Genomic DNA, 21,832 nt, shown 5'->3' on the forward strand with positions numbered 1-21,832 from the left:
GCCCCGTCTCACTCGGCCTCGACGAGCACGTCTCGCATGCCGCCCTCGGCGCGCCATCGCCTGAGCAGGTCATGGAACGCGACGGGCCCGTCTCCGTAGGAGTGGCTGCGCTCCCGGGGCATGCCTTCGTTGTTGTAGTAGCCAGGAGTGCACTCGGCCTGGAACGTGTACAGGTCGGCCGCCTTCTGACGGATCGTGTCCACCCAGGCCGCCTCCGCCTCGCCGGAAGGCTCCACATAACGGGCCCGGCTCCTGCGCGCCTCGGCGACGACCTCGGCCACATGCGTCGCCTGCTCGTCGAGGACATGGGCGAAGTTGACGGCACTGGCGTTCTGGAGCGGACCGAGCTGGAAGAGGTTGGGGAAGCCGTTGCTGTAGAACCCGTGCAGGGTCTTCGGGCCCTTCTTCCACGCCTCGGCCAGGGTGACGCCTCCCCGGCCCCGTACCGGCAGAAGACCGGAGAGGATTCCCGAGACGCCGACCTCGAAGCCGGTCGCGAAGATGACGCAGTCGACCTCGTAGGCGGTCCCGCCGACCACGACGGAGTCCTCGGTGAGGCGTTCCACGCCGTGGCTGTCGGCCGTGTCGACCAGCGTGACATCGGGCCGGTTGAACGTCTGGAGATATGTGTCGCTGAAGGTGGGCCGCTTGCACATGTAGCGGTACCAGGGCTTGAGCGCCTCGGCCGCCGCCGGGTCCTCCACGAGGGCGTCGACCCGGGCGCGGATCTCGTTCATCCTCTGGAAGTCGGCGATCTCGTACGCCCGCTCCCGCTCCTCCGGCGGAACGTCCGCGTAGCTGTCGCTCGGGATCAGTTTCTGCTGGAGCCGGGCGCTGCTGGTCCAGCCGTCGTCGACCAGGTCCTCGTCCACCCGGCCGCCGGTGACGAGCCTGAGGAAGTTGTCCATGCGGCGCCGCTGCCAGCCGGGGGTCAGCGAAGCGGCCCAGTCCCCGTCCGTGGGGCGGTTGCCGCGCGCGTCGACCGAGGAGGGCGTGCGCTGGAACACGTACAGATGCCGGGCGCCGGCCCCGAGGTGGGGCACGCACTGGATGGCGGTCGCGCCGGTGCCGATCAGGGCCACGCGCTTGTCGGCGAGCCGGTCCAGATTCCCGTCGGCGTCACCGCCGGTGTACGCGAAGTCCCAGCGGCTGGTGTGGAACGTATGTCCCTTGAAGGTCTCGATACCGGGGATGCCGGGGAGCTTCGCCTGGCTGAGCGTGCCGCTGGCCACCACCACGTAGCGGGCCCGTATCCGGTCGCCGCGGTCGGTGCTGACGATCCATTCCGAGTCGTTCTCGTCCCACCGTAATCCGGTCGCCCGGGTCTGGAAACAGGCGTCGCGGTACAGGTCGAAGGAGCGTCCGATGGCCTGCGCGTGCTGCCGGATCTCTTCCCCGGGCGCGTACTTCCACTTCGGGATGTAGCCGACCTCTTCGAGCAGCGGCATATAGATGTACGACTCGATGTCGCAGTGGATGCCGGGGTACCGGTTCCAGTACCAGGTCCCGCCGAAGTCCCCGCCCTTCTCGATGACCCGGATCGAGTCCACGCCCGCCTGGCGCAGGCGCGCACCGGCGAGCAGCCCGCCGAGCCCGCCGCCGACGATGAGTGCTTCGACCCGGTCGTGCAGCGGGTCACGGGAGAACGAGGGATCGGCGTGCGGGTCGTCGGCGTAGTAGCCGAACTCCCCGTCCGTGGGCCGGTACTGGCGGCTGCCCTCCGGCCGGATCCTGCGTTCCCGTTCGGCGCGGTAGCGGGCGCGCAGGGCCTCGGGGTCGAAGCCGAGATCCTGGGGGCCGGTGGGGGTGGTGGGGGTGGGGGAGGTGTGGGGGGCGGACATATTTGTCCTGTTCCTCTCTGTAGTCCGTGGTGGTGAGCCACTGGAGCGCCCCCGTAGCCTACAAAATTTTGCCCAGTGCGCAAGATTGCCCTGTGTGCATCTTCAGGGCGGCGGTATGCTCGCCGGGTGATGTCTGCCGGCGGCCTGCGTGAACGGAAGAAGGCGGCGACCCGTCAGGCACTCCATGACGCGGCCGTACGTCTGGCCATGGAGCACGGAGTGGAGAACCTCACGGTCGAGGCGATCGCCGACGCGGCGTTCGTCTCCCGGCGGACCTTCTCCAACTACTTCCCCTCCAAGGAACGGGCACTGCTCCACCGCGACCGGACCCATATGGCGCGACTGGTGGAACTCGTCCGGGCGCGTCCCGAGGGGGAGGCCCCGCTGGAGGCCCTGACCCGCGCCGCCGAGCAGTTGGGCGGCGAACGCCCCGAGAGCGCCGCCGAGGAGCAGAGCTACCGCACCCTGCTTCTGCATCCCGCGCTGCTCACCGAACTGGTGGCCACCTACACCGCGCTCGAACGGGATCTGGCCGCCGCGGTGGAGCAGCGCTTCCGGGCAGGACCGGACACCGCCCTCCAGGCCCGGGTGCTCGCCGCGGCCTTTCTGGCGGTGCTCCGCGTCGTCGGCCAGGCGGCCCTCGAACAGCCCGACCGGAACGTCGCGGACTTCATCCGGATGGCGACCCCCGCGACCTGGCAGAACCTTCGCTGAGAGGGCCTGCGGGGAGCGAGTTCCGGGGGCACGGCCCGGTGCGCCGGTACGGGCCGGGCGCCGGAGCCGCTACGGTCACCCTTCCGGCAGCGGCACTTCTTCGAGCGGCCGGACGGCGGGCCCGTGGAGAACCGCTCCGTCGACACCGAAGCGTGAGCCGTGGCACGGGCATTCCCAGGCCGTTTCGGCCTCGTTGAAGGCGACCAGACATCCCAGATGCGTACAGCGGGCGGACACGGCCGTGGCCGTCCCGTCCTGATCGCGGTAGACGGCGCAGCGCCGTCCTCCCACGCGTACCACGGCGCCGGTGCCCGGCGGGATCTCCGTCACCGAGTCCACGTGCGTGGTGCGCAGCCGGTCACCGACGAAGTGCCGTGCCACGTCCGCCTGTTGTCTGATCATGGTGGGGGCTTCGCGCAGGGTACTCAGCAGCCGGCGGGGGTCGTACAGCCCCGCCCACTCCGGCTCGTCGCCCTCGATGAGCCGGGTGAGCAGCGAGCCGGCCATCACCCCGCCGCTCATGCCCCAGCCGCCGAAGCCGGTGGCGACATAGGTGTGGCGGGCGCCGGGGTGGAACGGGCCGACCAGCGGCACGGTGTCGGTGGAGTCGTTGTCCTGGGCGGCCCACCGGTAGGCCGTGGCTCCCACGGGGAACCGCTCGCGCATCCAGGCGTCGAGGCGCCGGAACCTCTCACGGGTGTCGCCGGTGCCGGGCGTGAAGCTCTCGCCGGTCACGATGAGCAGCCGCCGGCCGTCGGAGAGGGGCGCCGAACGTACGGAGCGTTTCCCCTCCTCCTCGGTGATGTACATGCCCATGGGTGCCTTGTCGGTCGGCAGGGGCGCGGCCACGACCAGTTCGCGGCGCGGCGACAGCCGGGTGAAGAGCAGGGCCCGGTCGAAGAGCGGGTAGTGGGTGGCGACGACGATGTCCCTGGCCGTCACGGTGCGCCCCGACTCGGTGGTGAGCCGGCCGGGGCCGCCTTCCGACAGTCCGGTCACGCGGGTGCGCTCGAAGACCAGGCCGTCGTGGGCCCGGATGTCCTCGGCCACGGCGAGCAGATACACGCGCGGATGGAACTGCGCCTGGTCGTCGACCCGGACCGCGCCGCTGATCCCGAACGGCAGCTCGCTCTCCGTCACATACGCCGCCGGCAGGCCCGCCTCCGAGGCCGCCCGCGCCTCCGCCTCCAGAGCGGGGACCCCCGCGGCGTCCGTGGCGTAGGTGTAGGCGGGGACCCGTTCGAGGTCGCACGCGACACCCAGCTCGGTGACCACCCCGGCCAGGTGCTCCACGGCGCCCTGCTGCGAAGCCGCGTACCACCGGGCGGCCTCCCGCCCCCGGGTCCGGCGCAGCCGGTCGTACACCAGCGTGTGCAGCGCGGACACCTTCGCGGTGGTGTAGCCGGACACTCCGGTGGCGATACGGTCGGCCTCCAGCACGGCGACCCTCCGGCCGGTCCTGGCCAGTTCCCGGGCCGTGCTCAAGCCCGCGATGCCACCGCCCACCACCGCCACATCGACCTCGATGTCCTCGTCCAGGGACGGGTACGAGGTGGAATCGCTGGTGTCCATCCAGAAGGACTCGTCGTATCCCGGCAACTGCGTGGGATGGGTCATCGTCTCGGCCTTTCGGTGCGCGGGCGGGGAGGTGCCGGACCGTCGGCCGGGCGGCATCCCCGTGAGGCCACCGGTACCCCGTCGTCCGGCCCCACAGGCGTTCGATGGTCCGATCATCGCCCCGCGCGCCCGCCGGCCGGGGAGCGCCGGGCACACGTACCGCCGCAGAACCCCTCCAACGGCGGACAGGGGCGGGGCGGCGCCTGTACGGCCCCGCCCGGGTCGCGCGAGGTCGGCCGGCGACGTCCAGTGGACATGAGGGAAGTGGACATGAGGGCGCGGTCCGCGGGCCGATGTGAGACGCGTGGCTCAGCGGGTACGCGCCCGGAACGGAAGCGTTCGGTCCATGACCGGGCCGGTACCGCATGCGAGGAGGAGGAGCGTCATGCCGCGTGGTTCGAGTCCCAAGCGGGAGCGTCAGTACGAGCACATCAAGGAGGGCGCGGAGAAGCGGGGGGAGTCCGAGGGCCGGGCGAAGGAGATCGCGGCGCGCACCGTGAACAAGGAGCGTGCCCGGTCGGGTGAGTCGAAAACGGCGAGCCGTACCTCGACCCGGGACCCCAAGTCCGCCTCCCAGCGCGGGGGACAGCGCTCCCACAGCGGTGCCCAGGGGCCGACCAAGGACCAGCTCTACGCCGAGGCGCGCAAGCGCCATATCGAGGGCCGCTCGACGATGACGAAGGAACAGCTCGCCAGGGCCCTGGGCCGCTGAGAGCCCCACCGGGCCGGGTCCGTACCCGCGTGCGTCGCGGATATGGCCCGGCCCGGCCCGTACTCCCCGTCCGGCCGGGCGGGTGGCCCGGGGACGCGGGCGGGGACGGGGGCGGGGCGGAAGAATGGCGGGGCGCAGGAGTGCGGTGCGCCGCCGCGCAGGAGTGCCGTGCGCCGCCTCCGCCCCGCCGGAACACCTCGGACACCGATCAGATGCCGACCGGGAATCGCTCCCATACGCGGTGACGGCCGAGCAGCCGGGTGATCTGTTCCAGGGTGGCGCCGCCGTCGGCGCCCCTCACCACACCCGGGGCGTCCGCCGGGATCCCCGCCATGTCGAGGACCGGCTCCGCGCCGCCCCAGCCGCCGAGGGCCTTCCCGTGGCGGAAGGCCTCCGCGAGCATCAGCAGGACCCGGGGATCGGTCGCGGTGCCCGAGGCGGGTGTGCCGTTGCCCGCCTTGGCGTCCCGGGCGCCGTAGGCGTCGGCGCCGGGACCGGGCGCGCCGGCCAGCAGGAGAGCGTCGTACTCGACGGAGCGGGCGGTGGCGTAGGTGCGCTGGACGGCGATCGGCTCGCCCTCAGAGTCGAGCTTTCCGCCCGCCGGCGCGATCACCAGCGGAACCATCCCCGCGGCCAGCACCGCCCGGCGGACGGCGCGTACACCGTCGAGATCCCCGCTCTCGTCGGTCACGATGCCGACGACCCGCCCGTCCAGCGGCCAGGTCCGGCCGAGCTGGGACAGGGCGGGGCTGGGGTCGGGCGTCAGGAGCGGCACGGAGGCCTCCGGGGCGGGCAGGCCGAGTCCCGCGGCGACCTGCTCGCACAGTTCCGGGTCGATGTTGGCGAGGACCTTCAGGGCCCGCTCCTTGATCGCCTGCTCGTAGCACTTGTTCAGTTCGAAGGTGTAGGCCGCGATGATGTGTTCGCGTTCGACCGGCGTCATGCTGAGCCAGAACAGCCGGGGCTGGCCGAAATGGTCGTCGAAGGAGGCCGGCGCGTCACGGACCTTCTTGGCCGGGGGGAGTTCGAGGGGCACCTCGATGTACGCGCCCGTCCCGGGCCCCGCCTGGAACGGGCAGCCGCCGTCGAGGGAGTTCGGACGGTACGGCGCGGCTCCGCGGTGCACGGCCGTCTGGTGCATGCCGTCGCGGAGCATGTCGTTGACCGGCGCGTGGGTGCGGTTGACCGGGATCTGGCCGAAGTTCGGTCCGCCGAGCCGGCTGATCTGGGTGTCCAGATAGGAGAACAGCCGTCCGGTGAGCAGCGGGTCGTCCGTGATGTCGATGCCGGGTACGAGATGGCCGGGGTGGAAGGCGACCTGCTCGGTCTCGGCGAAGTAGTTGGACGGATTCGCGTCGAGGGTCAGCAGCCCGACCGGCCGGACGGGAGCCAGTTCCTCGGGAACGATGTTCGTCGGGTCGAGGAGATCGATGCCCTCGAAGGTCTGCTCGGCGTTGTCGGGGAAGGTCTGGACGGCCAGTTCCCACTGGGGATGGGCACCGGCCTCGATCGCGTCGGCGAGGTCGCGGCGGTGGAAGTCCGGGTCCATGCCGTTGATGATCTGGGCCTCTTCCCACACCAGTGAGTGCACACCGAGCCGGGGCTTCCAGTGGAACTTCACCAGTGTGGTCGCGCCCTCGGCGTTGACCAGCCGGAACGTATGGATGCCGAAGCCCTCCATCATCCGGAAGGAGCGCGGGATGCCCCGGTCGGACATGTTCCACAGCGTGTGATGGGTGGCCTCCGTGTGCAGGGTGACGAAGTCCCAGAACGTGTCGTGCGCGCTCTGCGCCTGCGGGATCTCCCGGTCCGGGTGGGGCTTTCCTGCGTGGATGACATCGGGGAACTTGATGGCGTCCTGGATGAAGAACACCGGGATGTTGTTGCCGACCAGATCGAAGGTCCCCTCGGCGGTGTAGAACTTCGTCGCGAAGCCGCGCGTGTCACGCACGGTGTCCGACGACCCACGGGAGCCCAGCACCGTCGAGAACCGTACGAAGACCGGTGTCTCGACGCCCTCGGCGAGAAAGGCCGCCTTGGTGATCCCCGCCGCCGTGCCGTAGCCCTGGAAGACGCCGTGCGCGGCGGCCCCCCGGGCGTGGACCACCCGCTCGGGGATGCGTTCGTGGTCGAAATGGGTGATCTTCTCCCGCAGATGATGGTCCTGAAGGAGGACGGGGCCGCGGGGGCCCGCCTTGAGCGAGTGGTCGGTGTCGTACAGCCGGGCGCCCTGGGCCGTGGTGAGGAACGCGCCTGCCTGGGCCACGGCCGCCTGGTCGATGCCGGTGGTCTGTCCCGTCGGGCCGACCGTCGCGGGGCCGCTCTGATCCGGCTTGGGCGGCAGCGGCTCCCGTGGCTCGACCGGCTCCGCGACCGGGGGCGACTCGGGCCCCGGCTTGCCCGGGATGCCGTCCGCGGGGCCGGTGTCACGGCGCAGGGCACCGGCCGCCGTCCTGGCGGCGGCCTTGAACGGGTTCTTCTCAGTCATGGTTTCTCCAACCGTGGGGGCGGTGTCACAGCCATGACCTGCGAGGCGGTCTCCGAAACGGGCCGTCAGCACATCGGAAGGGCGGCGAATCCGCCGCATGGGCCGGGTACGCGGGGGCCAGGGAGGTTCCTGAGCCGTGCGGCGGGTGGGCCATCCGGCCGTCATCCGGGGTGACCGCCGACCCCGATCCGCCGGCCCTGGCCCGCCGGCCCCGCCGGCCCTGCCCCGGCGGCCCCGATCCTCCGTCCCCGACCGCCGGCCCTGGCCCGCCCCGCCATCTCCGATCCGCTTGGCCCCTGGCCCCATGGGCCCTTCCGGCTCCCCGGTCTCGGCCCCGGCCCCTGGCCGACGGGCATGCGGCCGAGGGGCTCCCACGTGACCGGCCGGTCATGACCGGGAACGACGGTCACGAGGTCAGGGGCGCGGTCCCGTCCCGACCAGGTGGGTCCCGAAGAAGTCGGTCAGCTTCGCGACCGCTGTCGGCACGTGTTCCTCCCTGTCGTACAGGTCGACGTGGGTGGCGCCGTCGATCCGGAAGAGTTCCCTGGGCTCCCGGGCCTTCTCGGTCGCCTCACGGGAGAAGTAGTCGGTGACGGCCTCGGATCCAACGATCATCAGCAGCGGGCGGGGCGCGATGAGGTGGACCAGGTCGAAGGCGTCGAACTGCGCGAGCAGATCGATGCTGCGCAGCGCGAAGAAGTTCGCCGACCGCGGGTGCCGACCGCGCGGAGTGCGGTAGTACTCCCAGCCGTCGTAGGTGTGCCGCACCAGGCTCCTGGCCCGCTCGCCGCGCTCCGGCGGGGTGTCCGGGTGGATCTGCTGCGCGGGCGCGGGCTCGCCCCGGCCCTCCTCGGTGCGCGCGGCGGCGGACGCGTCCAGCATGGCCTGGAGGATCTCCGGCTCCTGCCCTCGGCCGACGCCCTCGCGGAACGAGCTGCCGGTGCATACGGCGCTGATGGTCGCGACGGCCCTGATCCGGTGGTCGGTGGCCGTGGCCGGTACGACATAGCCGCCCGAGGCGCAGATCCCGAGCGCGCCGATGCGCCCGGCATCCACCTCGTCCCGTCCGGTCAGGAAGGTGACGGCGGCCTTGATGTCCTCGACGCGGTGGAAGGGGTCCTCGAGAAGACGGGGCTCACCCTCGCTCTCGCCCTGGTGGGCCGCGTCGAAGGCCAGGGTGACGAAGCCCGCGCGCGCCAGGCGCTCCGCGTAGAGGGCCGCCGTCTGTTCCTTCACCCCGCTCATCGGGTGGCCCACGACGATCGCGGGACGGCCCCCGCCTTCCCGTCCGCCGGTCCGGTCGGTCCCGTCGGTCTGTTCGGTCGGGTCGGTCCCGTCGGGGGTGTAGAGATGTCCGGCGATCTTCAGACCGGCGCTGGGAAAAGTGACGTCTGTCCTCACGGTGTTGCTCTCCAGCCGTACGAGAAAAAGGGTGGCGGGGCTCGCGGGGTGCGAGCGTCGGCGGCCCCGAAGCCGGTCGGCCACGTCCCTCACCGTCGCGCCGCCCGCCACGGGGCGCCAGGGAGGGATCTGCCTATGCGGACCAGTACCAGGCACATGGCCGCGGCCCGACGGAGACTGGACCCATGGAGCACCATGGCGACTCGTCCGGTGGGAACCGGCTGGGCGACTTCCTGCGCGCGCGCCGCGCCGCGCTCGACCCGCGACGGGCGGGCATGCCGGACGACGGCAGAGCGCGCCGGGTGCCGGGCCTGCGCCGTGAGGAACTGGCCCAGCTCGCGCATGTGAGCACCGACTACGTCGTACGGCTGGAGCAGGGCCGGACCCGCCGTGTGTCACGCCCGGTCCTCGACGCGCTCGCGGACGCGCTGCGGCTGGCGGCGGACGAGCGCGCGTATCTTTTCGCCGTGGCCGATGTCACCCAGGCCACGCCCGCACGGCGGCCCGCGGAGCAGCGCGTCGATCCGCAGTTGCTCCGGCTGCTCGACGGCATGCCCGACATCCCGGCCCTGGTACTGGGCCGCCGCCAGGACGTGCTGGCCTGGAACTCGGCGGCGGTGGCCCTGCTGACCGACTTCGGGGCGCTGCCCCCGCACGAGCGCAACCTGTTCCGGCTGACGTTCCTCCACGACGCGTTCCGTTCCCTGTACGACGACTGGCCGCGCGTCGCGCGCGAGTGCGTGGCGGTGCTGCGGATGGAGGCGGGCCGTCACCCCGACGACCCCGTCCTGACCGCACTGGTCGACGAACTCGGCGCCCGGGACGCGGACTTCAGGACCTGGTGGGACGACCACCAGGTCCGGGGCCCCCGAGAGCTGACCAAGACCTATCGCCACCCGGTGGTGGGCACCCTCACCCTCGACGTCCAGCAACTGTCCGTCGAGACCCGGCCCGACCAGCGTCTGGTCGCCTACACCGCACCACCCGGTACCCCCGCCGAGGAAGCACTCCGCTTCCTCCTCCAGTGGTCCGCCCACACCACCGACCGCCGGCACGACCCCACCGACCCGAACACGCCCTAGGCGCGGTCCGGTCGCTGTACTTCGCGTGGCGTTCGGCGGGGGCGGTTAGTCTGGCTCCCCACGTCGGGAGACCGGAGGTTACGGGGTGGGCGAACGGGATCCGTTCTCGCAGATACCGAAGATGCGGCTGGACGAGCTGCTGGAGGAGCTCCAGGCGCGTATCGACGCGGCCCGGGGAACGAGGGACCGGATCCACAGTCTGCTGGAGGCGGTCGTCTCCGTGGGGCGGGAGCTGGACCTCGCCCAGGTCCTGCGCCGGATCGTGGAGGCCGCCGCCGTACTGGTCGAGGCGCGGTACGCGGCTCTGGGCGTCATCGGCCCGGACGGCCGGACCCTGTCGCAGTTCCTGACGGTCGGTCTCACGGAGGAGGAGATCGAGGCCATCGGACCGCTGCCGGCCGGACACGGTCTGCTCGGTGAGCTGATACGCAAGCCGGAGTCGCTCCGGATCGAGGATCTGGGCGCGCACACGGCGTCCTTCGGCTTCCCGGCCCACCACCCGCCGATGCGTACGTTTCTCGGCGTCCCCATCCGCGTACGCGACGAGGTCTTCGGAAATCTGTACCTGACCGACAAACAGGGCGGCCAGGACTTCGACGCGGAGGACGAAGGCGTCATCTCCACCCTCTCGGTGGCGGCGGGCGTCGCCATCGACAACGCCCGGCTGTACGAGGGAGTGCGGCGCCAGCAGCGGTGGCTGCGGGCGAACGCGGAGATCACCAACAGCCTTTTCTCGGGCAGTCCACGGCTGGAGGTCCTGGGTCTCATCGCCGACCGCGCGAGGGAGATCACCGGTGCCCGGCTCGCGGACGTGTCGCTCCCCGTGCCCGGCACCGACAGCCTTGTCGTCGAACTCGCCGTCGGGACGGAGGGCGAGGAACACCCGGGTCTGGTCGTACCGGTCGACGGCACACTCGCCGGCGCCGCCCACCGCTCCGGCGCGCCGGTCACCACGGCCTGCCTGGCGGACGACGACCGTTACGCCGGCGGCCCCCACGATCTCACCGGGCTGGGGCCCGCCGTCGCCGTCCCGCTCGGGGCAGGGGAACAGCGGCTCGGCGTGCTGCTGCTGGCGCGGGCCGCCGGCGAACCGGTTTTCACCGCCGGTGAGATCGACCCGCTGCTCGTCTTCGCCGGGCAGGCGGCGGTCGCCCTGGAACTGGCCGAACGCCGTCGCGACGCCGAGCAGTTGACGCTGCTGGAGGACCGCGACCGCATCGCGCGGGACCTGCACGACCTGGCCATCCAGCGGCTGTTCGCCACCGGGATGACCTTGCAGAGCGCGGCGCGCTTCGTGGAGCACGCGGGCGCCGCCGAGCGGGTCGCCCGCGCCGTCGGTGATCTGGACGAGACCATCAAGATCATTCGAAGTACGATCTTCGGCCTGCGTGTCAGGGACGAGACGACCGGGCACAGCCTGCGGGCCCGTGCCGCCCGCGCGGCGGGCGAGGCCGCCTCGGCCCTGGGGTATCCGCCGCGCCTGAGCATGGAAGGGCTGCTGGACACGGACGTGCCGTTGCCGGTCGCCGACCATGTGCTGGCCGCGCTGGGGGAGGCGCTGAGCAATGCCGCACGGCACGCGCACGCCACCCGGGTGGAGGTGGACCTCCAGGCGACCGACGGAGAGGTCGTCCTCACCGTCACCGACAACGGCCGGGGCTTTTCCGCCGACGGCCGGCGCAGCGGGCTGGAGAACCTCTCCGAGCGCGCCCGGAGCGTGGGGGGAACCTTCACGATCGAGACCCCCGCGGACGGCGGCAGCCGGCTCGTCTGGCGCGCCCCGCTGCCCCGGTGAGGCGTCGGCCGGCCCGCCGGGCGACTGTCGCCCGCGGCGCGAGGCGGGCCTTGGGGGCGGGGCCTGGGGGGGCAGGGCCGTAGGGGTGAGGACCGGGGCGGAGGGACGGGGCGGAGGGACGGGGCCGCCGCTGTACGACGACGGACGCTATGCGGCTCCGGTGGGCGAGGCCCCCGTGGACGCCGTGCCGGTGGTCGCTGAACCGGCGGGCGCCGTACCGGCGGGCGCCGTCCCCAGTGGGACCGCGTCGACCGGAGCGGAGACGAGCCGGAATCCGGTGACCAGTTCCGGCCGGATTCGCAGCGCGTCCGTCATGGCGCGGGAGACCCAGGGCCGGAGCAGGCTCTCGTAACGCCGCAGATCGGCCGGGTCCTCCACGACACGCGCGTACCCCGTGACGACCACGCTCCAGCCCAGATGCCGCTCGGGATCGATGGCGTCCGCCTCGTACGCCACGACGGCACCTGGCCGGCCGTCGGCCGGGTCCGTCAGCGACGCGAGTGCCGCACCGTCACCGAGCCGGATGATGATGTCCTCCCCGTCCAGGAGGTGGTTCACCGGACGGACCGCAGGCAGGGCCTGCCGGGTGAAGACGATGCGGCCCAGGGAGACACTGCGCAGCAGACGCAGTGCCTCCCCGCGGTCCAGCGGCTTCATGTGCCGCGGCGCCGACGGCTCCGGAACGCCCGGCCACGGCCGCGTGGTTGGGTCACTCATCATGCACACCCCTTGCTCCCGCCCTGTCCGGTCACGCACACGCTGCCGGACAGTCAGCGTCCCCTTCGACCTGCCACCTACGACAGGGCCGAACGGACCATGCCGCGCGGGGACGGCGCCCCGGCCGGGTCCGGACGCGCCGCCCCGGACCCGGCCGGGGCGCGCGGAAGGGCCGAACGGCCCTGGCCTTCCGGCCCGTTTCCGGGGACGATGCGGGATGCCGGTCGCCGAGGGCGGGGCCCAGGAACGTACGGGAGTGCGCCATGACTGACAGCGGGAGCGGTCCGGACGCGAAGACGCCGGTGAGCGTCTTCCTCCTCGACGACCACGAGGTGGTCCGCCGGGGCGTGCGCGACCTGCTGGACGCCGAACCCGATCTGTCCGTCGTGGGGGAGGCCTCCACGGCAGAGCAGGCGCTCGTCCGCATTCCCGCGCTGCGCCCGCGGGTGGCCGTGCTCGATGTGCGGCTGACGGACGGTGACGGCGTCGCCGTGTGCCGGGAACTGCGCTCACGCATGCCCGAACTGGCCTGCCTGATGCTCACCTCCTTCGACGACGAGGAAGCGCTGCTCGACGCGGTCATGGCGGGGGCGTCCGGCTATGTGCTGAAGCAGATCACCGGCACGGATCTGGTCACCGCCGTACGGACCGTCGCCTCGGGACAGTCCATGCTCGATCCCGGTGCCACCACCCGCCTGATGGCACGGTTGCGCGGTGGGCCCGCGCCGCAGGCGCCGGAGCACGCGCTGCCCGATCTGACCGAGCGCGAGTGGGACATCCTCGCCCTGGTGGGGGAGGGACTGACCAACCGTGAGATCGGAGAACGCCTCTACCTCGCCGAGAAGACGGTGAAGAACAACATCTCGCGGCTGCTGGCCAAACTCGGGGTCGAACGCCGTGTGCAGGCGGCGGTGCTGGCCACCGAGGCGCTCGCCGCGCAGGAGCGCCAGGGCGCGGGACAGCCGCCGCGGCCCGAAGGCCGTACGCACCGCTGAGTCTTCACGGGCCGCTTCCGGCCGCCTCGTTGCCCGGTTGTCCGGTCGCCTCGTTGTCCGGTTGCCCTGCCGCCCCGATGCCTGTCGCCCGTTACCCGTCGCGTGCGTCGTGCCGTCGTGCCGTCGTGCCGTCGCGCCCTCGCACATCGCTCAGTCTTCGGCGGGCCGTTCCGGCTGTCCCCGCAGGCCCGTGCCCGCCCGTATGTCTCCGGTACCGCCCTCTCCCGTAGAAGCGGCTCAACAGCCCTCCGTAGAGGGGCCGTTCGGCCCGCGGGTCAGGGCCACCTGCCAGCAGCGCGCGAGGGACGGCCGGCTCGATAGTGAACACGTAAGCGACACCGGGCGTTCAGCCCCGCTGAGAGGATCACCATCATGGCACTTCACGAGGGTTCGCACCGGCCGCTCATCTCGTGGTCCCGGCCCAAGGACCAGGGCGCGACCGCCGTGGACGCCGCAGAGGCCGTCTCGGCCACGGTCCTCGCCAGGACGTTCGCGGTGGTGCGGCTGGCCCTGGGCGGCGTCTTCCTGTGGGCGTTCGCGGACAAGGCCTTCGGCTGGGGGTACGCGACTCCCGCCGGGCGGGGCTGGATCGACGGCGGTTCGCCGGCCAAGGGCTTCCTGAGCGGTGTCTCCGCGGGGCCGCTGGAGGCCACCTTCCACGCGTGGGCCGGCCAGGCATGGGTCGACTGGCTGTTCATGCTCGGTCTTCTCTCGATCGGCGTGGCCCTGGTGGCCGGCGTCGCGCTGCGGCTCACCGCGGCGGCGGGCACGGTGATGATGGCGTTCATGTGGGCGGCGGAGTGGCCGCCGGCCAGGCACCTCTCCGACGGCGCGCCCAGCATGTCGAGCAATCCGCTCATCGACTACCACCTCGTGTACGCGGCGGTCCTGATCACTCTCGCCGTCGCCTACGCCGGTCGTACCTGGGGTCTGGGCCGGCTGTGGGAACGGCTTCCGATCGTCAGCCGCAGCCGCTGGCTCCACTGACCGACCGACAGCCGAGGGGCCGGGACACGCGGTTACGTGTCCCGGCCCCTCGGCATGTCCGACGGAGCCCGGCAGCCACCCGCATGTCATCGCCTCCCGCCTCCCGCCGCCTGCCACCGGCCGAGGGCCGTTCGCCCCGTCCACGGGCCGTTCGGACCTCGGGCCGGGGGACCGGCGGCCCTGCTGCCGGCCACTGCCGCGGCGGGACGATACGAGCGAACGAACGGCCCCTCCCCGTACGGCTGTTCCGCCCGACAACCCAGGAGTGCGCATCATGCTTCGACCGGTCACCGCAGGAGTCGACGGGTCCCCCGAGAGCCTTGCCGCCGCGCGCTGGGCGGCGGCGGAATCGGTACGCCGCGGCGCGCCGTTAGGGCTCGTCCACGCATGGGAGTGGTCCTCGCACCCGTCGGTCTCGGTGCCGACCGACACCGGCCAGCGCCACTGGGCCCTTCGCATCGTGCGAAAGGCCACGGACCATGTCCAGAGCCGGTACCCGGAGCTGAACATCGAAGGCCGGCAGGTTCCCGTCCCCGCCGTCACCGCGTTGCGGGTGGCGGCCCGGGAGTCACAGCTCCTGGTCCTCGGCAGCCGGGGGATCAGCGGTTTCGCCGGCTACTTCCTGGGGTCGGTCACCCTGCGCGTGGTCGCGCGGGCCGACTGTCCCGTCGTGCTCGTCCGTGCCGGACAGCGGAGTGAGGACGAGCATCTCCCGGACGCGGACGGCGGTCCCTCGGCCAGGACCCCCTACCGGGAGGTGGTCGTCGGGGTCGACCTCGGTCACCCCTGCGACGAACTGATCGAGTTCGGCTACGAGGCCGCGCGTCTGCGGGGGACCGGCGTACGGTTCGTCCACGCCTTCAGCCCGTCCCCCTTTCACCGGGCGGGAACCGGGACGACCGGCGGGCCGGGGCCGACGGCGGAACGCCGGCAGCTCCTCGAAGCGGTCGTGGGGCGGTGGCAGGACAAGTATCCGGACACCGCCGCCACGGTGATTGCCACACCGGGCCGGGCGGCGCCTCATCTGCTCCACGCCGCGACGGAGGCCGGGCTGCTCGTCCTCGGCCGTCACCGCCGTCCCGAGCACACCGGCCCGTACAGCGGTCCGGTCACGCAGGCGGCCCTGCACCACGCGCCCTGCCCCGTGGCCGTGGTCCCGCACGACTGACCGGCCATCGACCGGACCGGCCATCGACCGGACCGGCCATCGACCGGACCGGCCATCGACCGGACCGGCCATCGACCGGACCGGCCATCGACCGGAACAGCCATCGACCGGAACGGCCGAAGCCCGCGAGGCGGAAGGCCGTTGCCGGTCCTTACGCCTCGCGGGCTTCGGCCCGCCTCCAGGTGCCCGCTGTCGGGCGCCCGGCCGATCAGGGCGGATCAGTCCGCCCTGACGATGACCACCGGGCACTGGGCGTGGTGCACGCAGTGCTGGCTCACGGATCCGAGCAGTGCCTGGGTGAACCCTCCGTGCCCACGGTTCCCCACCACCAGCAACCGCGCCCCGCGAGCCGTGTCGAGCAGTGCCTGACTCGCGTCGCCGGACAGCACATGCCGGCGGACCTCCACCGAACTGTTCGGATCCAGCGCGCGGGAGAGGCTGTCATTCAGTGTCTTGCCGGCCCACTCCGAGAGATCGGCCTCCGCCGGCATCACGGGCCAGCCGTAGGCCGCCGGATACTGCCAGGCGATGACCGCGTCGACCACACCCCCCACCAGTTCCGCCTGGGAGACGGCCCACCGGAGAGCCGCCTCCGACGACGGTGAACCGTCCACACCGACGACGATGCGACCTGATGCGGATTCCTGCGTGTCCATGGTGTGCGTCCATTCGTGAGAGTTCGACCGCTGCGGATTCGACCACTGCGGATTCGATGTCTCCAGCGTGCTCGCGCCGACGGGCCCGGGGACAGGGCCGCCCGTCCCGAGCCGAGGGACCACCAGCCCTGTCCCGGCGCGGAGGATGTCCTCAGGGTGCCGCGGGGCCGTCGGCTCCTCCCGCTCACCGGTCCACGGGGACGACCAGCACCTGGCAGCGGGCGTGATGGAGCAGGGCGTGCAGGGTGTGTCCCGGGCGCAGCCCCGTACCGCCGTGGCGATGGCGGGCGACCACGATGACATCGGCCTCGGCGCCCGCGGCGATCAGGTCACGCACGGAGACCCGGGAGACGACCTGTGCCTCCTCATGCCGAGGGCCGTCGAACGAGCGGCCCGCTTCCCGCGCGGCCGTCGCGTCCACGGTCTCGGCCGTCTCGGCCGTGCCCGCTGTCTCGGCCGTGCCCGCCGCTTCCGTCGTGCCCGTTCCGCTCGTCGTGCCGGCCGCTTCCGTGGTGCCCGCCGCTTCCGTTCGCCCGTGCCCCGTGCTCCGCAGCCGGCTGTCCGTCTCGGCACACGGGACCTCGGGGAGCGGCCCGTCGTTCCCGGTGTGCAGGAAGCGCACGCGCGCTCCCCTGCGTGCGGCCTCCTCGAAGGCGACCGCCGCCGCTTCGATGTCGGCGTCGCTCTCGACGACCAGCAGAACGCCGCCGGTCCCGCCCGTCCCGCCCGTCCTGCCGGTCCCGCCCGTCCCGCCCGTCCCGCCCGACCGGCCCGCGCGGGCACCGGCGCCCACGATCAGCAGGGGGCAGCGGGTACGTTCGACCAGCCGACGGGCCACGGAGCGCGAGGCCAGCGAGGCGAAACCGCCGAGGGCACGGGTACCGACCACCGTGAGAGCCGCGTGCTCGCCCCGTGCCACCAGCGCTTCCACCGGATCTCCGGCCACGGGTGTGACCCGGACGGAGAGGTGGGGCGAACGTTCCCGGACCCGTGCCACGGCGGCGGCGAGGATCGGCCCCGCCACATCCAGGTCCGGCACGGCGTACACGATCTCCAGGGGGAGCGAGCGGCGCGTCGCCTCCTCGGCGGCCGCGTCCTGCGCGCGAGTCGAGACCATCGAGCCGTCGACACCCACGACCACATGGCGTTGGAGCATGTCCACCCTCACTTCCGGCGGTGTTCCCGATGTACGGTCGCTCCTCAGCGTCGGGTGCCGGGTGGTCCGGCCGGCAGGGGCCGACCGGCCGTCGGACGGCGCGGACCGGCCCTCACCTCCACGCCGGGAGGCCCTGCGGAACACCGGTCGTACGGAATGCCGGTCTCACGGAACACCGGCCGCACGGAACGCCGGTCTCACGGAACCACCGGCCGCACGGAACACCGCTCCTCACGCAACGCCGAAACGGGCGTGGGCACGCGGCCCGCCCGCGCCGTGTGCCCACGCCCGATGTCCTCCGCCGTGTGTCAGGGCGCGTCGACCGCCGCCGAGAAGCTCCTCGTACGGCGCTCCGCCAGCAGGGCGTCGCGTATCTCCCCCGCCCGTACCGCCGTGTTGGACAGCAGGGTCGAGGTGATCCCATGCGTGTGCTCGGTGCCGCCCTGGAGATAGACGCCCGCCGTCACGTTCGGGGCGGTCACGACCTGGTGGTCCCGGTCGACCAGGAGCGCGTCCTCCTCGTCGCGCAGGCAGAGCTTGCCGATCCCGCCGAGGCGCTCGCCGAGGTCCTGCGGCCGGTAGCCGGTGGCGTGGACCAGGATGTCGGCGGCGAGTACCTCCCGTTCACCGGTGGGCAGATACTCCACGGTGACGTCGAGCCCGTCGTCGTGCGCCTCGACCTCGCGGATGCGGGAGACGTTGAGCATCCGCAGCCGCCGGTTCCCCTGAACCTTCTCCTGGTACATCGTCCGGGACAGGGACTCGATCAGGTCCATGTCCACCACGGAGTAGTTGGTGGAGCGGTGGTAGTCGAAGAGCGCCTGCTTCACCCCGCGCGGCGCGTTGTAGTAGACGTCGACGGCCTCGGGATCGAAGATCCGGTTGGCCATGGGGCTGTCATCGGCCGGGGTGTACCCGTACTTGGCGAAGACGGAGCATATCTCCGCGTCCGGGAAGCTGCGGTGGAGGTAGTCGACCGCTTCCGCCGCGCTCTGCCCGGCACCGAGCACCACGGCCCGCCGCACCGGAGTGCGCCGGCCGGTCAGCTCGGTCACCCTGGGCAGCAGTTCGCTGTTGTGCCAGATACGGTCCGACAGGACGGTCCCCGGCGGCAGATGGGGCTCCATACCGGTGGCGACGACGATGTTGCGGGCCCGGCGCACGGTCAGCCGCTCCGGGTCGCCCGCCTCGCGGACGGTGATGTCCAGCCAGCGCACCTCGCCCTCGACCGTCACCGGGTCCACCGAGACGACCTCCGAGCCGTACTCCACGAGATCGTCGACCCGGGCGGCGGCCCACTCGAAATAGTCGTGGAACTCGATGCGCAGCGGGAACAGGGTCTTCTGGTTGAGGAAGTCCACCAGTCTGCCCCGGGCGCTCAGATACGACAGGAAGCTGAAGTCGCTCGTGGGGTCCCGCATCGTGACCAGGTCCTTGAGGAAAGAGACCTGCATCGTGGCGTCGTCGATGAGCATGCCCCGGTGCCAGCCGAAACGGGGTTGCTTCTCCAGGAATCCAGCGCTTATTCGTTCATTGTCCGGAACTTTCGCATTGTGCTCCTGGACTGCTATCGCGAGAGCCAGGTTCGACGGCCCGAAGCCGATACCGAGTACGTCATGGATGAAGTCCGGCCCGCTCTGCAGTGGGTTCACCGCGTCATCGCCTCCCTAAGTGACTACATATTAGGTAAGGTAAGGCTAACCTTGCAATGTTTGAGGAAGGATTCACCATGCGGGTCGTCATGTTCGGCTACCAGACCTGGGGTCACCGAACGCTCCAAGCGCTGCTGGACTCCGAGCACGAAGTGGTCCTGGTCGTCACCCACCCCAAGAGCGACCATGTCTACGAGAAGATCTGGGACGACTCGGTGGCCGAACTCGCCGAGAAGCACGGCGTGCCGGTGCTCCTGCGCAACAGGCCCGACGACGAGGAGCTGCTGCGGACTCTGCGCGAGGCGGCGCCGGACATCATCGTGGCGAACAACTGGCGTACCTGGCTGCCCCCGGAGATCTTCGACCTCCCCCCGCACGGCACCCTCAATGTCCACGATTCGCTGCTGCCCGCCTACGCCGGCTTCTCCCCGCTGATCTGGGCGCTGATCAACGGCGAGCCGGAGGTCGGGGTGACCGCGCACCGCATGGACGCGGAACTCGACGCGGGGGACATCGTGTTCCAGCGGTCCGTGCCGGTCGGGGCCACCGACACCGCCACGGACCTCTTCCACCGGACGGTCGACCTCATCGGGCCGATCGTGACCGACTCCCTGGACGCCATCGCCTCCGGCACCGCCCGCTGGGTCCCGCAGGACCGCTCCCGGGCCAGCTTCTTCCACAAGCGCGCCATCGAGGACAGCCGGATCGACTGGTCCTGGCCCGCGGAGGACCTGGAGCGGCTGATCCGCGCCCAGTCGGACCCGTATCCCAACGCCTTCACCCACCACCGCGGACGGCCCATACGGATCGTCTCGGCGGCGGTCTCGGAGGCCCGTTACGGCGGCACCCCGGGCCGGATCTTCATCCGTGAGGGCGACGGCGTGGTCATCGTCGCCGGTCCCGACGCCCGTACGGGCCGTGGCCGGGGCCTGGTCATCAGGCGCCTGCGGACCGAGGACGGCACCGAACACGCCGCCACGGACTACTTCCGCACGATGGGCGGCTACCTGACCTCCCGCCCGTGAACGGATTCCTCACCCGGACGGTGCCGGAACGACTGCGCGGCCGGACCGTCGTCGTCAAGTTCGGCGGCCACGCGATGGTGAACGAGGAGCTGACGCGCGCCTTCGCCGAGGATGTCGTCGAGCTGCGGCGGGCCGGGGTGCGCACCGTCGTCGTGCACGGCGGCGGGCCCCAGATCAGCGCCCAGCTCAGCCGGCAGGGAATCGGTTCGCGGTTCGCGGCCGGCCTCCGGGTGACCACCCCGGAGACGATGGACGTCGTCCGGATGGTGCTCGCCGGCAAGGTACAGCGTGAACTCGTCGGCCTGCTCAACGAGCACGGGCCGTACGCGGTCGGGCTCACCGGCGAGGACGCGCACACCCTCGTCGCCCGGCGGCGCTACGGCGAGGCCGGTGGCGTGGCCGTCGACATCGGCCTGGTCGGGGACATCATCAAGGTCGAGACCACCCTCGTACGGATGCTGCTGGACCACGGCCATATCCCGGTCGTCTCCCCGGTCGCCCGCGGGGAGGCGGGGGAGATCTACAACATCAACGCCGATACGGCGGCGGGCGCGATCGCGGCCGCCCTGGAGGCCGAGACGCTGGTGGTCCTCACCGATGTCGCCGGTCTCTACGCGGACTGGCCCGCGAGCGACCGGGTCGTCGAACGGCTCACCGCGGGGGACCTGGACCTGCTGCTGCCCCGGCTGGACGGGGGCATGCGGCCGAAGATGGAGGCGTGCGGGCAGGCCGTCCGGGCCGGAGTCCGTACGGCGCGCGTGCTCGACGGCAGGGCCGCCCATGCCCTGCTGAGCGGTCTGCTCCATCCGGAGCGTGGCGGTACGACGGTGCTTCCGGACGCGGCCCGGGAGGAGCCGGAGACCGTTCCGCCGCTCCTGCGGACGGCTGCCGTGCCCAGCGCCTGATCCCGTCCGCCTCCTCCCCGTTCGTCCGTCCCCTCCCTGTCCGTACGGCCGTCGGCACGGCCGTACGGGCCCCGGGCCGCCGTCTCAGCCGAGTGACGCGGGGGCGGCGGGCTGGACCGGTGTGTCGTGGTGACGGCTCACCGGGATGACCATCGGCGTCCCGCTGACGGGATCGGTGGCGACCTGACAGCGCAGGCCGAAGACGTCCTCGACCGTCTGGGCGGTGATCACCTCGGCCGGGGCGCCCTCCGCCGCGATCGCGCCCGCCTTCATCGCGATCACATGATCGGCGTAACGGCACGCCTGGTTGAGATCGTGCAGCACCATGACGACCGTGCGCCGCTCATGCCGGTTGAGGTCCTTGACCAGGTCGAGGACATCGATCTGGTGGGCCAGGTCGAGATAGGTCGTCGGCTCGTCGAGCAGCAGTACGGGCGTGCCCTGGGCGACCGCCATCGCGATCCACGCGCGCTGCCGCTGCCCGCCGGAGAGTTCGTCCACGGGCCGCTCGGCGAGGTCCGTCATGGCGGTGGCGCGCAGGGCGTCGTGGACGGCCTGTTCGTCGCTCTTCGACCACTGACGCCACCAGGTCTGATGGGGCGAACGGCCGCGGCCGACCAGGTCGATGACCGTCAGCCCTTCCGGTGCGACCGGGCTCTGCGGCAGTATGCCGAGCCGCTGGGCCAGCTCCCGGGTCGGGATGGAGTGCAGGGCGAGGCCGTCGAGCTGTACGGTGCCGGCGCGCGGCGACAGGAGCCGGGCGAGCGCGCGCAGCAGGGTGGACTTGCCGCACGCGTTGGCCCCGACGATCGCGGTGATCCGGCCCGGCGGTATCGCGACGTCGAGGCCGTCCACGACCACACGGTTGTCGTACGCCAGCCGCAGGCCCTCGGCCCGCAGGTCCGGGTCGGCGGGATGCAC

The 21,832-nt window shown here is 72.0% G+C and carries 18 protein-coding genes; 9 read left to right on the forward strand and 9 right to left on the reverse strand.

The annotated features are described in order from the left end of the window. Nucleotides 1-8: 8 nt before the first annotated feature. On the reverse strand, nucleotides 9-1,841 hold the full coding sequence (locus tag ACFYYH_RS30095; protein ID WP_388557560.1) for a flavin-containing monooxygenase: 1,833 nt from the start codon (nucleotides 1,839-1,841) through the stop codon (nucleotides 9-11). A gap of 129 nt (nucleotides 1,842-1,970) precedes the next feature. On the opposite strand from ACFYYH_RS30095, the gene ACFYYH_RS30100 reads away from it, so the two are divergent. Then, a complete protein-coding gene (locus tag ACFYYH_RS30100) occupies nucleotides 1,971-2,555 on the forward strand; it encodes a TetR family transcriptional regulator (RefSeq protein WP_388557563.1) in 585 nt (194 codons plus the stop codon). 75 nt (nucleotides 2,556-2,630) lie between these two features. On the opposite strand, the gene ACFYYH_RS30105 is transcribed toward ACFYYH_RS30100, so the two are convergent. Beyond that, nucleotides 2,631-4,172, reverse strand: a complete 1,542-nt coding sequence (locus ACFYYH_RS30105; protein WP_388557566.1) for an FAD-dependent oxidoreductase — start codon at nucleotides 4,170-4,172, stop codon at nucleotides 2,631-2,633. A 385-nt stretch (nucleotides 4,173-4,557) separates the two neighbouring features. Here ACFYYH_RS30105 and ACFYYH_RS30110 point away from each other — a divergent pair, with 385 nt between their 5' ends. Next, a complete protein-coding gene (locus ACFYYH_RS30110) occupies nucleotides 4,558-4,884 on the forward strand; it encodes a plasmid stabilization protein (protein ID WP_388557569.1) in 327 nt (108 codons plus the stop codon). Nucleotides 4,885-5,092: 208 nt separating this feature from the next. Here the strand turns inward: ACFYYH_RS30110 and ACFYYH_RS30115 are convergent, their stop codons facing one another. Further along, nucleotides 5,093-7,372: a catalase gene (locus ACFYYH_RS30115; RefSeq protein WP_388557572.1), complete on the reverse strand. Its 2,280-nt coding sequence runs from the start codon at nucleotides 7,370-7,372 to the stop codon at nucleotides 5,093-5,095. A gap of 414 nt (nucleotides 7,373-7,786) precedes the next feature. Further along, nucleotides 7,787-8,773, reverse strand: coding sequence for an alpha/beta hydrolase (locus tag ACFYYH_RS30120; protein ID WP_388557667.1), 987 nt, complete (start codon nucleotides 8,771-8,773; stop codon nucleotides 7,787-7,789). Between the two features lie 185 nt (nucleotides 8,774-8,958). Here ACFYYH_RS30120 and ACFYYH_RS30125 point away from each other — a divergent pair, with 185 nt between their 5' ends. Both ACFYYH_RS30125 and ACFYYH_RS30130 read left to right on the forward strand, forming a co-directional pair. Further along, a complete protein-coding gene (locus tag ACFYYH_RS30125; RefSeq protein ID WP_388557575.1) occupies nucleotides 8,959-9,855 on the forward strand; it encodes a helix-turn-helix domain-containing protein in 897 nt (298 codons plus the stop codon). 121 nt (nucleotides 9,856-9,976) lie between these two features. After that, on the forward strand, nucleotides 9,977-11,650 hold the full coding sequence (locus ACFYYH_RS30130) for a GAF domain-containing protein (RefSeq protein WP_388557670.1): 1,674 nt from the start codon (nucleotides 9,977-9,979) through the stop codon (nucleotides 11,648-11,650). A 147-nt stretch (nucleotides 11,651-11,797) separates the two neighbouring features. On the opposite strand, the gene ACFYYH_RS30135 is transcribed toward ACFYYH_RS30130, so the two are convergent. Next, nucleotides 11,798-12,367 (reverse strand): pyridoxamine 5'-phosphate oxidase family protein, encoded by a 570-nt coding sequence (locus tag ACFYYH_RS30135; protein ID WP_388557578.1) that lies wholly within the window; start codon nucleotides 12,365-12,367, stop codon nucleotides 11,798-11,800. Nucleotides 12,368-12,630: 263 nt separating this feature from the next. On the opposite strand from ACFYYH_RS30135, the gene ACFYYH_RS30140 reads away from it, so the two are divergent. The 3 genes from ACFYYH_RS30140 (at nucleotide 12,631) to ACFYYH_RS30150 (ending at nucleotide 15,517) form a co-directional block, all read left to right on the forward strand. Then, complete coding sequence (locus ACFYYH_RS30140; protein WP_388557580.1) at nucleotides 12,631-13,362, forward strand: response regulator; 732 nt, start codon at nucleotides 12,631-12,633, stop codon at nucleotides 13,360-13,362. Between the two features lie 372 nt (nucleotides 13,363-13,734). Continuing rightward, nucleotides 13,735-14,349 carry a hypothetical protein gene (locus tag ACFYYH_RS30145; protein ID WP_388557583.1) on the forward strand — a complete coding sequence of 205 codons (615 nt, stop codon included), beginning with the start codon at nucleotides 13,735-13,737 and terminating at the stop codon, nucleotides 14,347-14,349. Between the two features lie 274 nt (nucleotides 14,350-14,623). Further along, complete coding sequence (locus ACFYYH_RS30150; RefSeq protein ID WP_388557585.1) at nucleotides 14,624-15,517, forward strand: universal stress protein; 894 nt, start codon at nucleotides 14,624-14,626, stop codon at nucleotides 15,515-15,517. Between the two features lie 218 nt (nucleotides 15,518-15,735). On the opposite strand, the gene ACFYYH_RS30155 is transcribed toward ACFYYH_RS30150, so the two are convergent. From ACFYYH_RS30155 to ACFYYH_RS30165, 3 genes are all read right to left on the reverse strand, one after another. Then, nucleotides 15,736-16,173 carry a universal stress protein gene (locus tag ACFYYH_RS30155; protein WP_388557588.1) on the reverse strand — a complete coding sequence of 146 codons (438 nt, stop codon included), beginning with the start codon at nucleotides 16,171-16,173 and terminating at the stop codon, nucleotides 15,736-15,738. A 184-nt stretch (nucleotides 16,174-16,357) separates the two neighbouring features. Further along, entirely contained in the window at nucleotides 16,358-17,329 is a 972-nt protein-coding gene (locus ACFYYH_RS30160; protein ID WP_388557591.1) for a universal stress protein, read from the reverse strand. A 308-nt stretch (nucleotides 17,330-17,637) separates the two neighbouring features. Next, a complete protein-coding gene (locus ACFYYH_RS30165; protein ID WP_388557594.1) occupies nucleotides 17,638-18,981 on the reverse strand; it encodes a lysine N(6)-hydroxylase/L-ornithine N(5)-oxygenase family protein in 1,344 nt (447 codons plus the stop codon). Between the two features lie 77 nt (nucleotides 18,982-19,058). Between ACFYYH_RS30165 and ACFYYH_RS30170 the strand changes: the two genes are divergently transcribed. Both ACFYYH_RS30170 and argB read left to right on the forward strand, forming a co-directional pair. Then, nucleotides 19,059-20,006 carry a methionyl-tRNA formyltransferase gene (locus ACFYYH_RS30170; protein WP_388557597.1) on the forward strand — a complete coding sequence of 316 codons (948 nt, stop codon included), beginning with the start codon at nucleotides 19,059-19,061 and terminating at the stop codon, nucleotides 20,004-20,006. Beyond that, nucleotides 20,003-20,911, forward strand: coding sequence for an acetylglutamate kinase (gene argB, locus ACFYYH_RS30175; RefSeq protein ID WP_388557600.1), 909 nt, complete (start codon nucleotides 20,003-20,005; stop codon nucleotides 20,909-20,911). Before ACFYYH_RS30170 ends, argB begins: the two co-directional genes overlap by 4 nt. An 84-nt stretch (nucleotides 20,912-20,995) precedes the next feature. Here argB and ACFYYH_RS30180 read toward each other — a convergent pair whose 3' ends face one another. After that, on the reverse strand, nucleotides 20,996-21,832 hold the full coding sequence (locus tag ACFYYH_RS30180; protein ID WP_388557673.1) for an ABC transporter ATP-binding protein: 837 nt from the start codon (nucleotides 21,830-21,832) through the stop codon (nucleotides 20,996-20,998).

This window comes from Streptomyces sp. NPDC002018, from assembly GCF_042890865.1.
Taxonomy (GTDB): Bacteria; Actinomycetota; Actinomycetes; order Streptomycetales; family Streptomycetaceae; genus Streptomyces.

Bases quoted from the DNA above. Each gene is read 5' to 3' on its own strand.
- ACFYYH_RS30135 (WP_388557578.1), bottom strand. From the start codon at position 12,367: ATGAGTGACCCAACCACGCGGCCGTGGCCGGGCGTTCCGGAGCCGTCG.
- ACFYYH_RS30150 (WP_388557585.1), top strand. From the start codon at position 14,624: ATGCTTCGACCGGTCACCGCAGGAGTCGACGGGTCCCCCGAGAGCCTT.
- ACFYYH_RS30110 (WP_388557569.1), top strand. From the start codon at position 4,558: ATGCCGCGTGGTTCGAGTCCCAAGCGGGAGCGTCAGTACGAGCACATC.
- ACFYYH_RS30145 (WP_388557583.1), top strand. From the start codon at position 13,735: ATGGCACTTCACGAGGGTTCGCACCGGCCGCTCATCTCGTGGTCCCGG.
- ACFYYH_RS30130 (WP_388557670.1), top strand. From the start codon at position 9,977: ATGCGGCTGGACGAGCTGCTGGAGGAGCTCCAGGCGCGTATCGACGCG.
- ACFYYH_RS30095 (WP_388557560.1), bottom strand. From the start codon at position 1,841: ATGTCCGCCCCCCACACCTCCCCCACCCCCACCACCCCCACCGGCCCC.
- ACFYYH_RS30170 (WP_388557597.1), top strand. From the start codon at position 19,059: ATGCGGGTCGTCATGTTCGGCTACCAGACCTGGGGTCACCGAACGCTC.
- ACFYYH_RS30105 (WP_388557566.1), bottom strand. From the start codon at position 4,172: ATGACCCATCCCACGCAGTTGCCGGGATACGACGAGTCCTTCTGGATG.
- ACFYYH_RS30115 (WP_388557572.1), bottom strand. From the start codon at position 7,372: ATGACTGAGAAGAACCCGTTCAAGGCCGCCGCCAGGACGGCGGCCGGT.
- ACFYYH_RS30140 (WP_388557580.1), top strand. From the start codon at position 12,631: ATGACTGACAGCGGGAGCGGTCCGGACGCGAAGACGCCGGTGAGCGTC.
- ACFYYH_RS30160 (WP_388557591.1), bottom strand. From the start codon at position 17,329: ATGCTCCAACGCCATGTGGTCGTGGGTGTCGACGGCTCGATGGTCTCG.
- ACFYYH_RS30155 (WP_388557588.1), bottom strand. From the start codon at position 16,173: ATGGACACGCAGGAATCCGCATCAGGTCGCATCGTCGTCGGTGTGGAC.
- ACFYYH_RS30125 (WP_388557575.1), top strand. From the start codon at position 8,959: ATGGAGCACCATGGCGACTCGTCCGGTGGGAACCGGCTGGGCGACTTC.
- ACFYYH_RS30100 (WP_388557563.1), top strand. From the start codon at position 1,971: ATGTCTGCCGGCGGCCTGCGTGAACGGAAGAAGGCGGCGACCCGTCAG.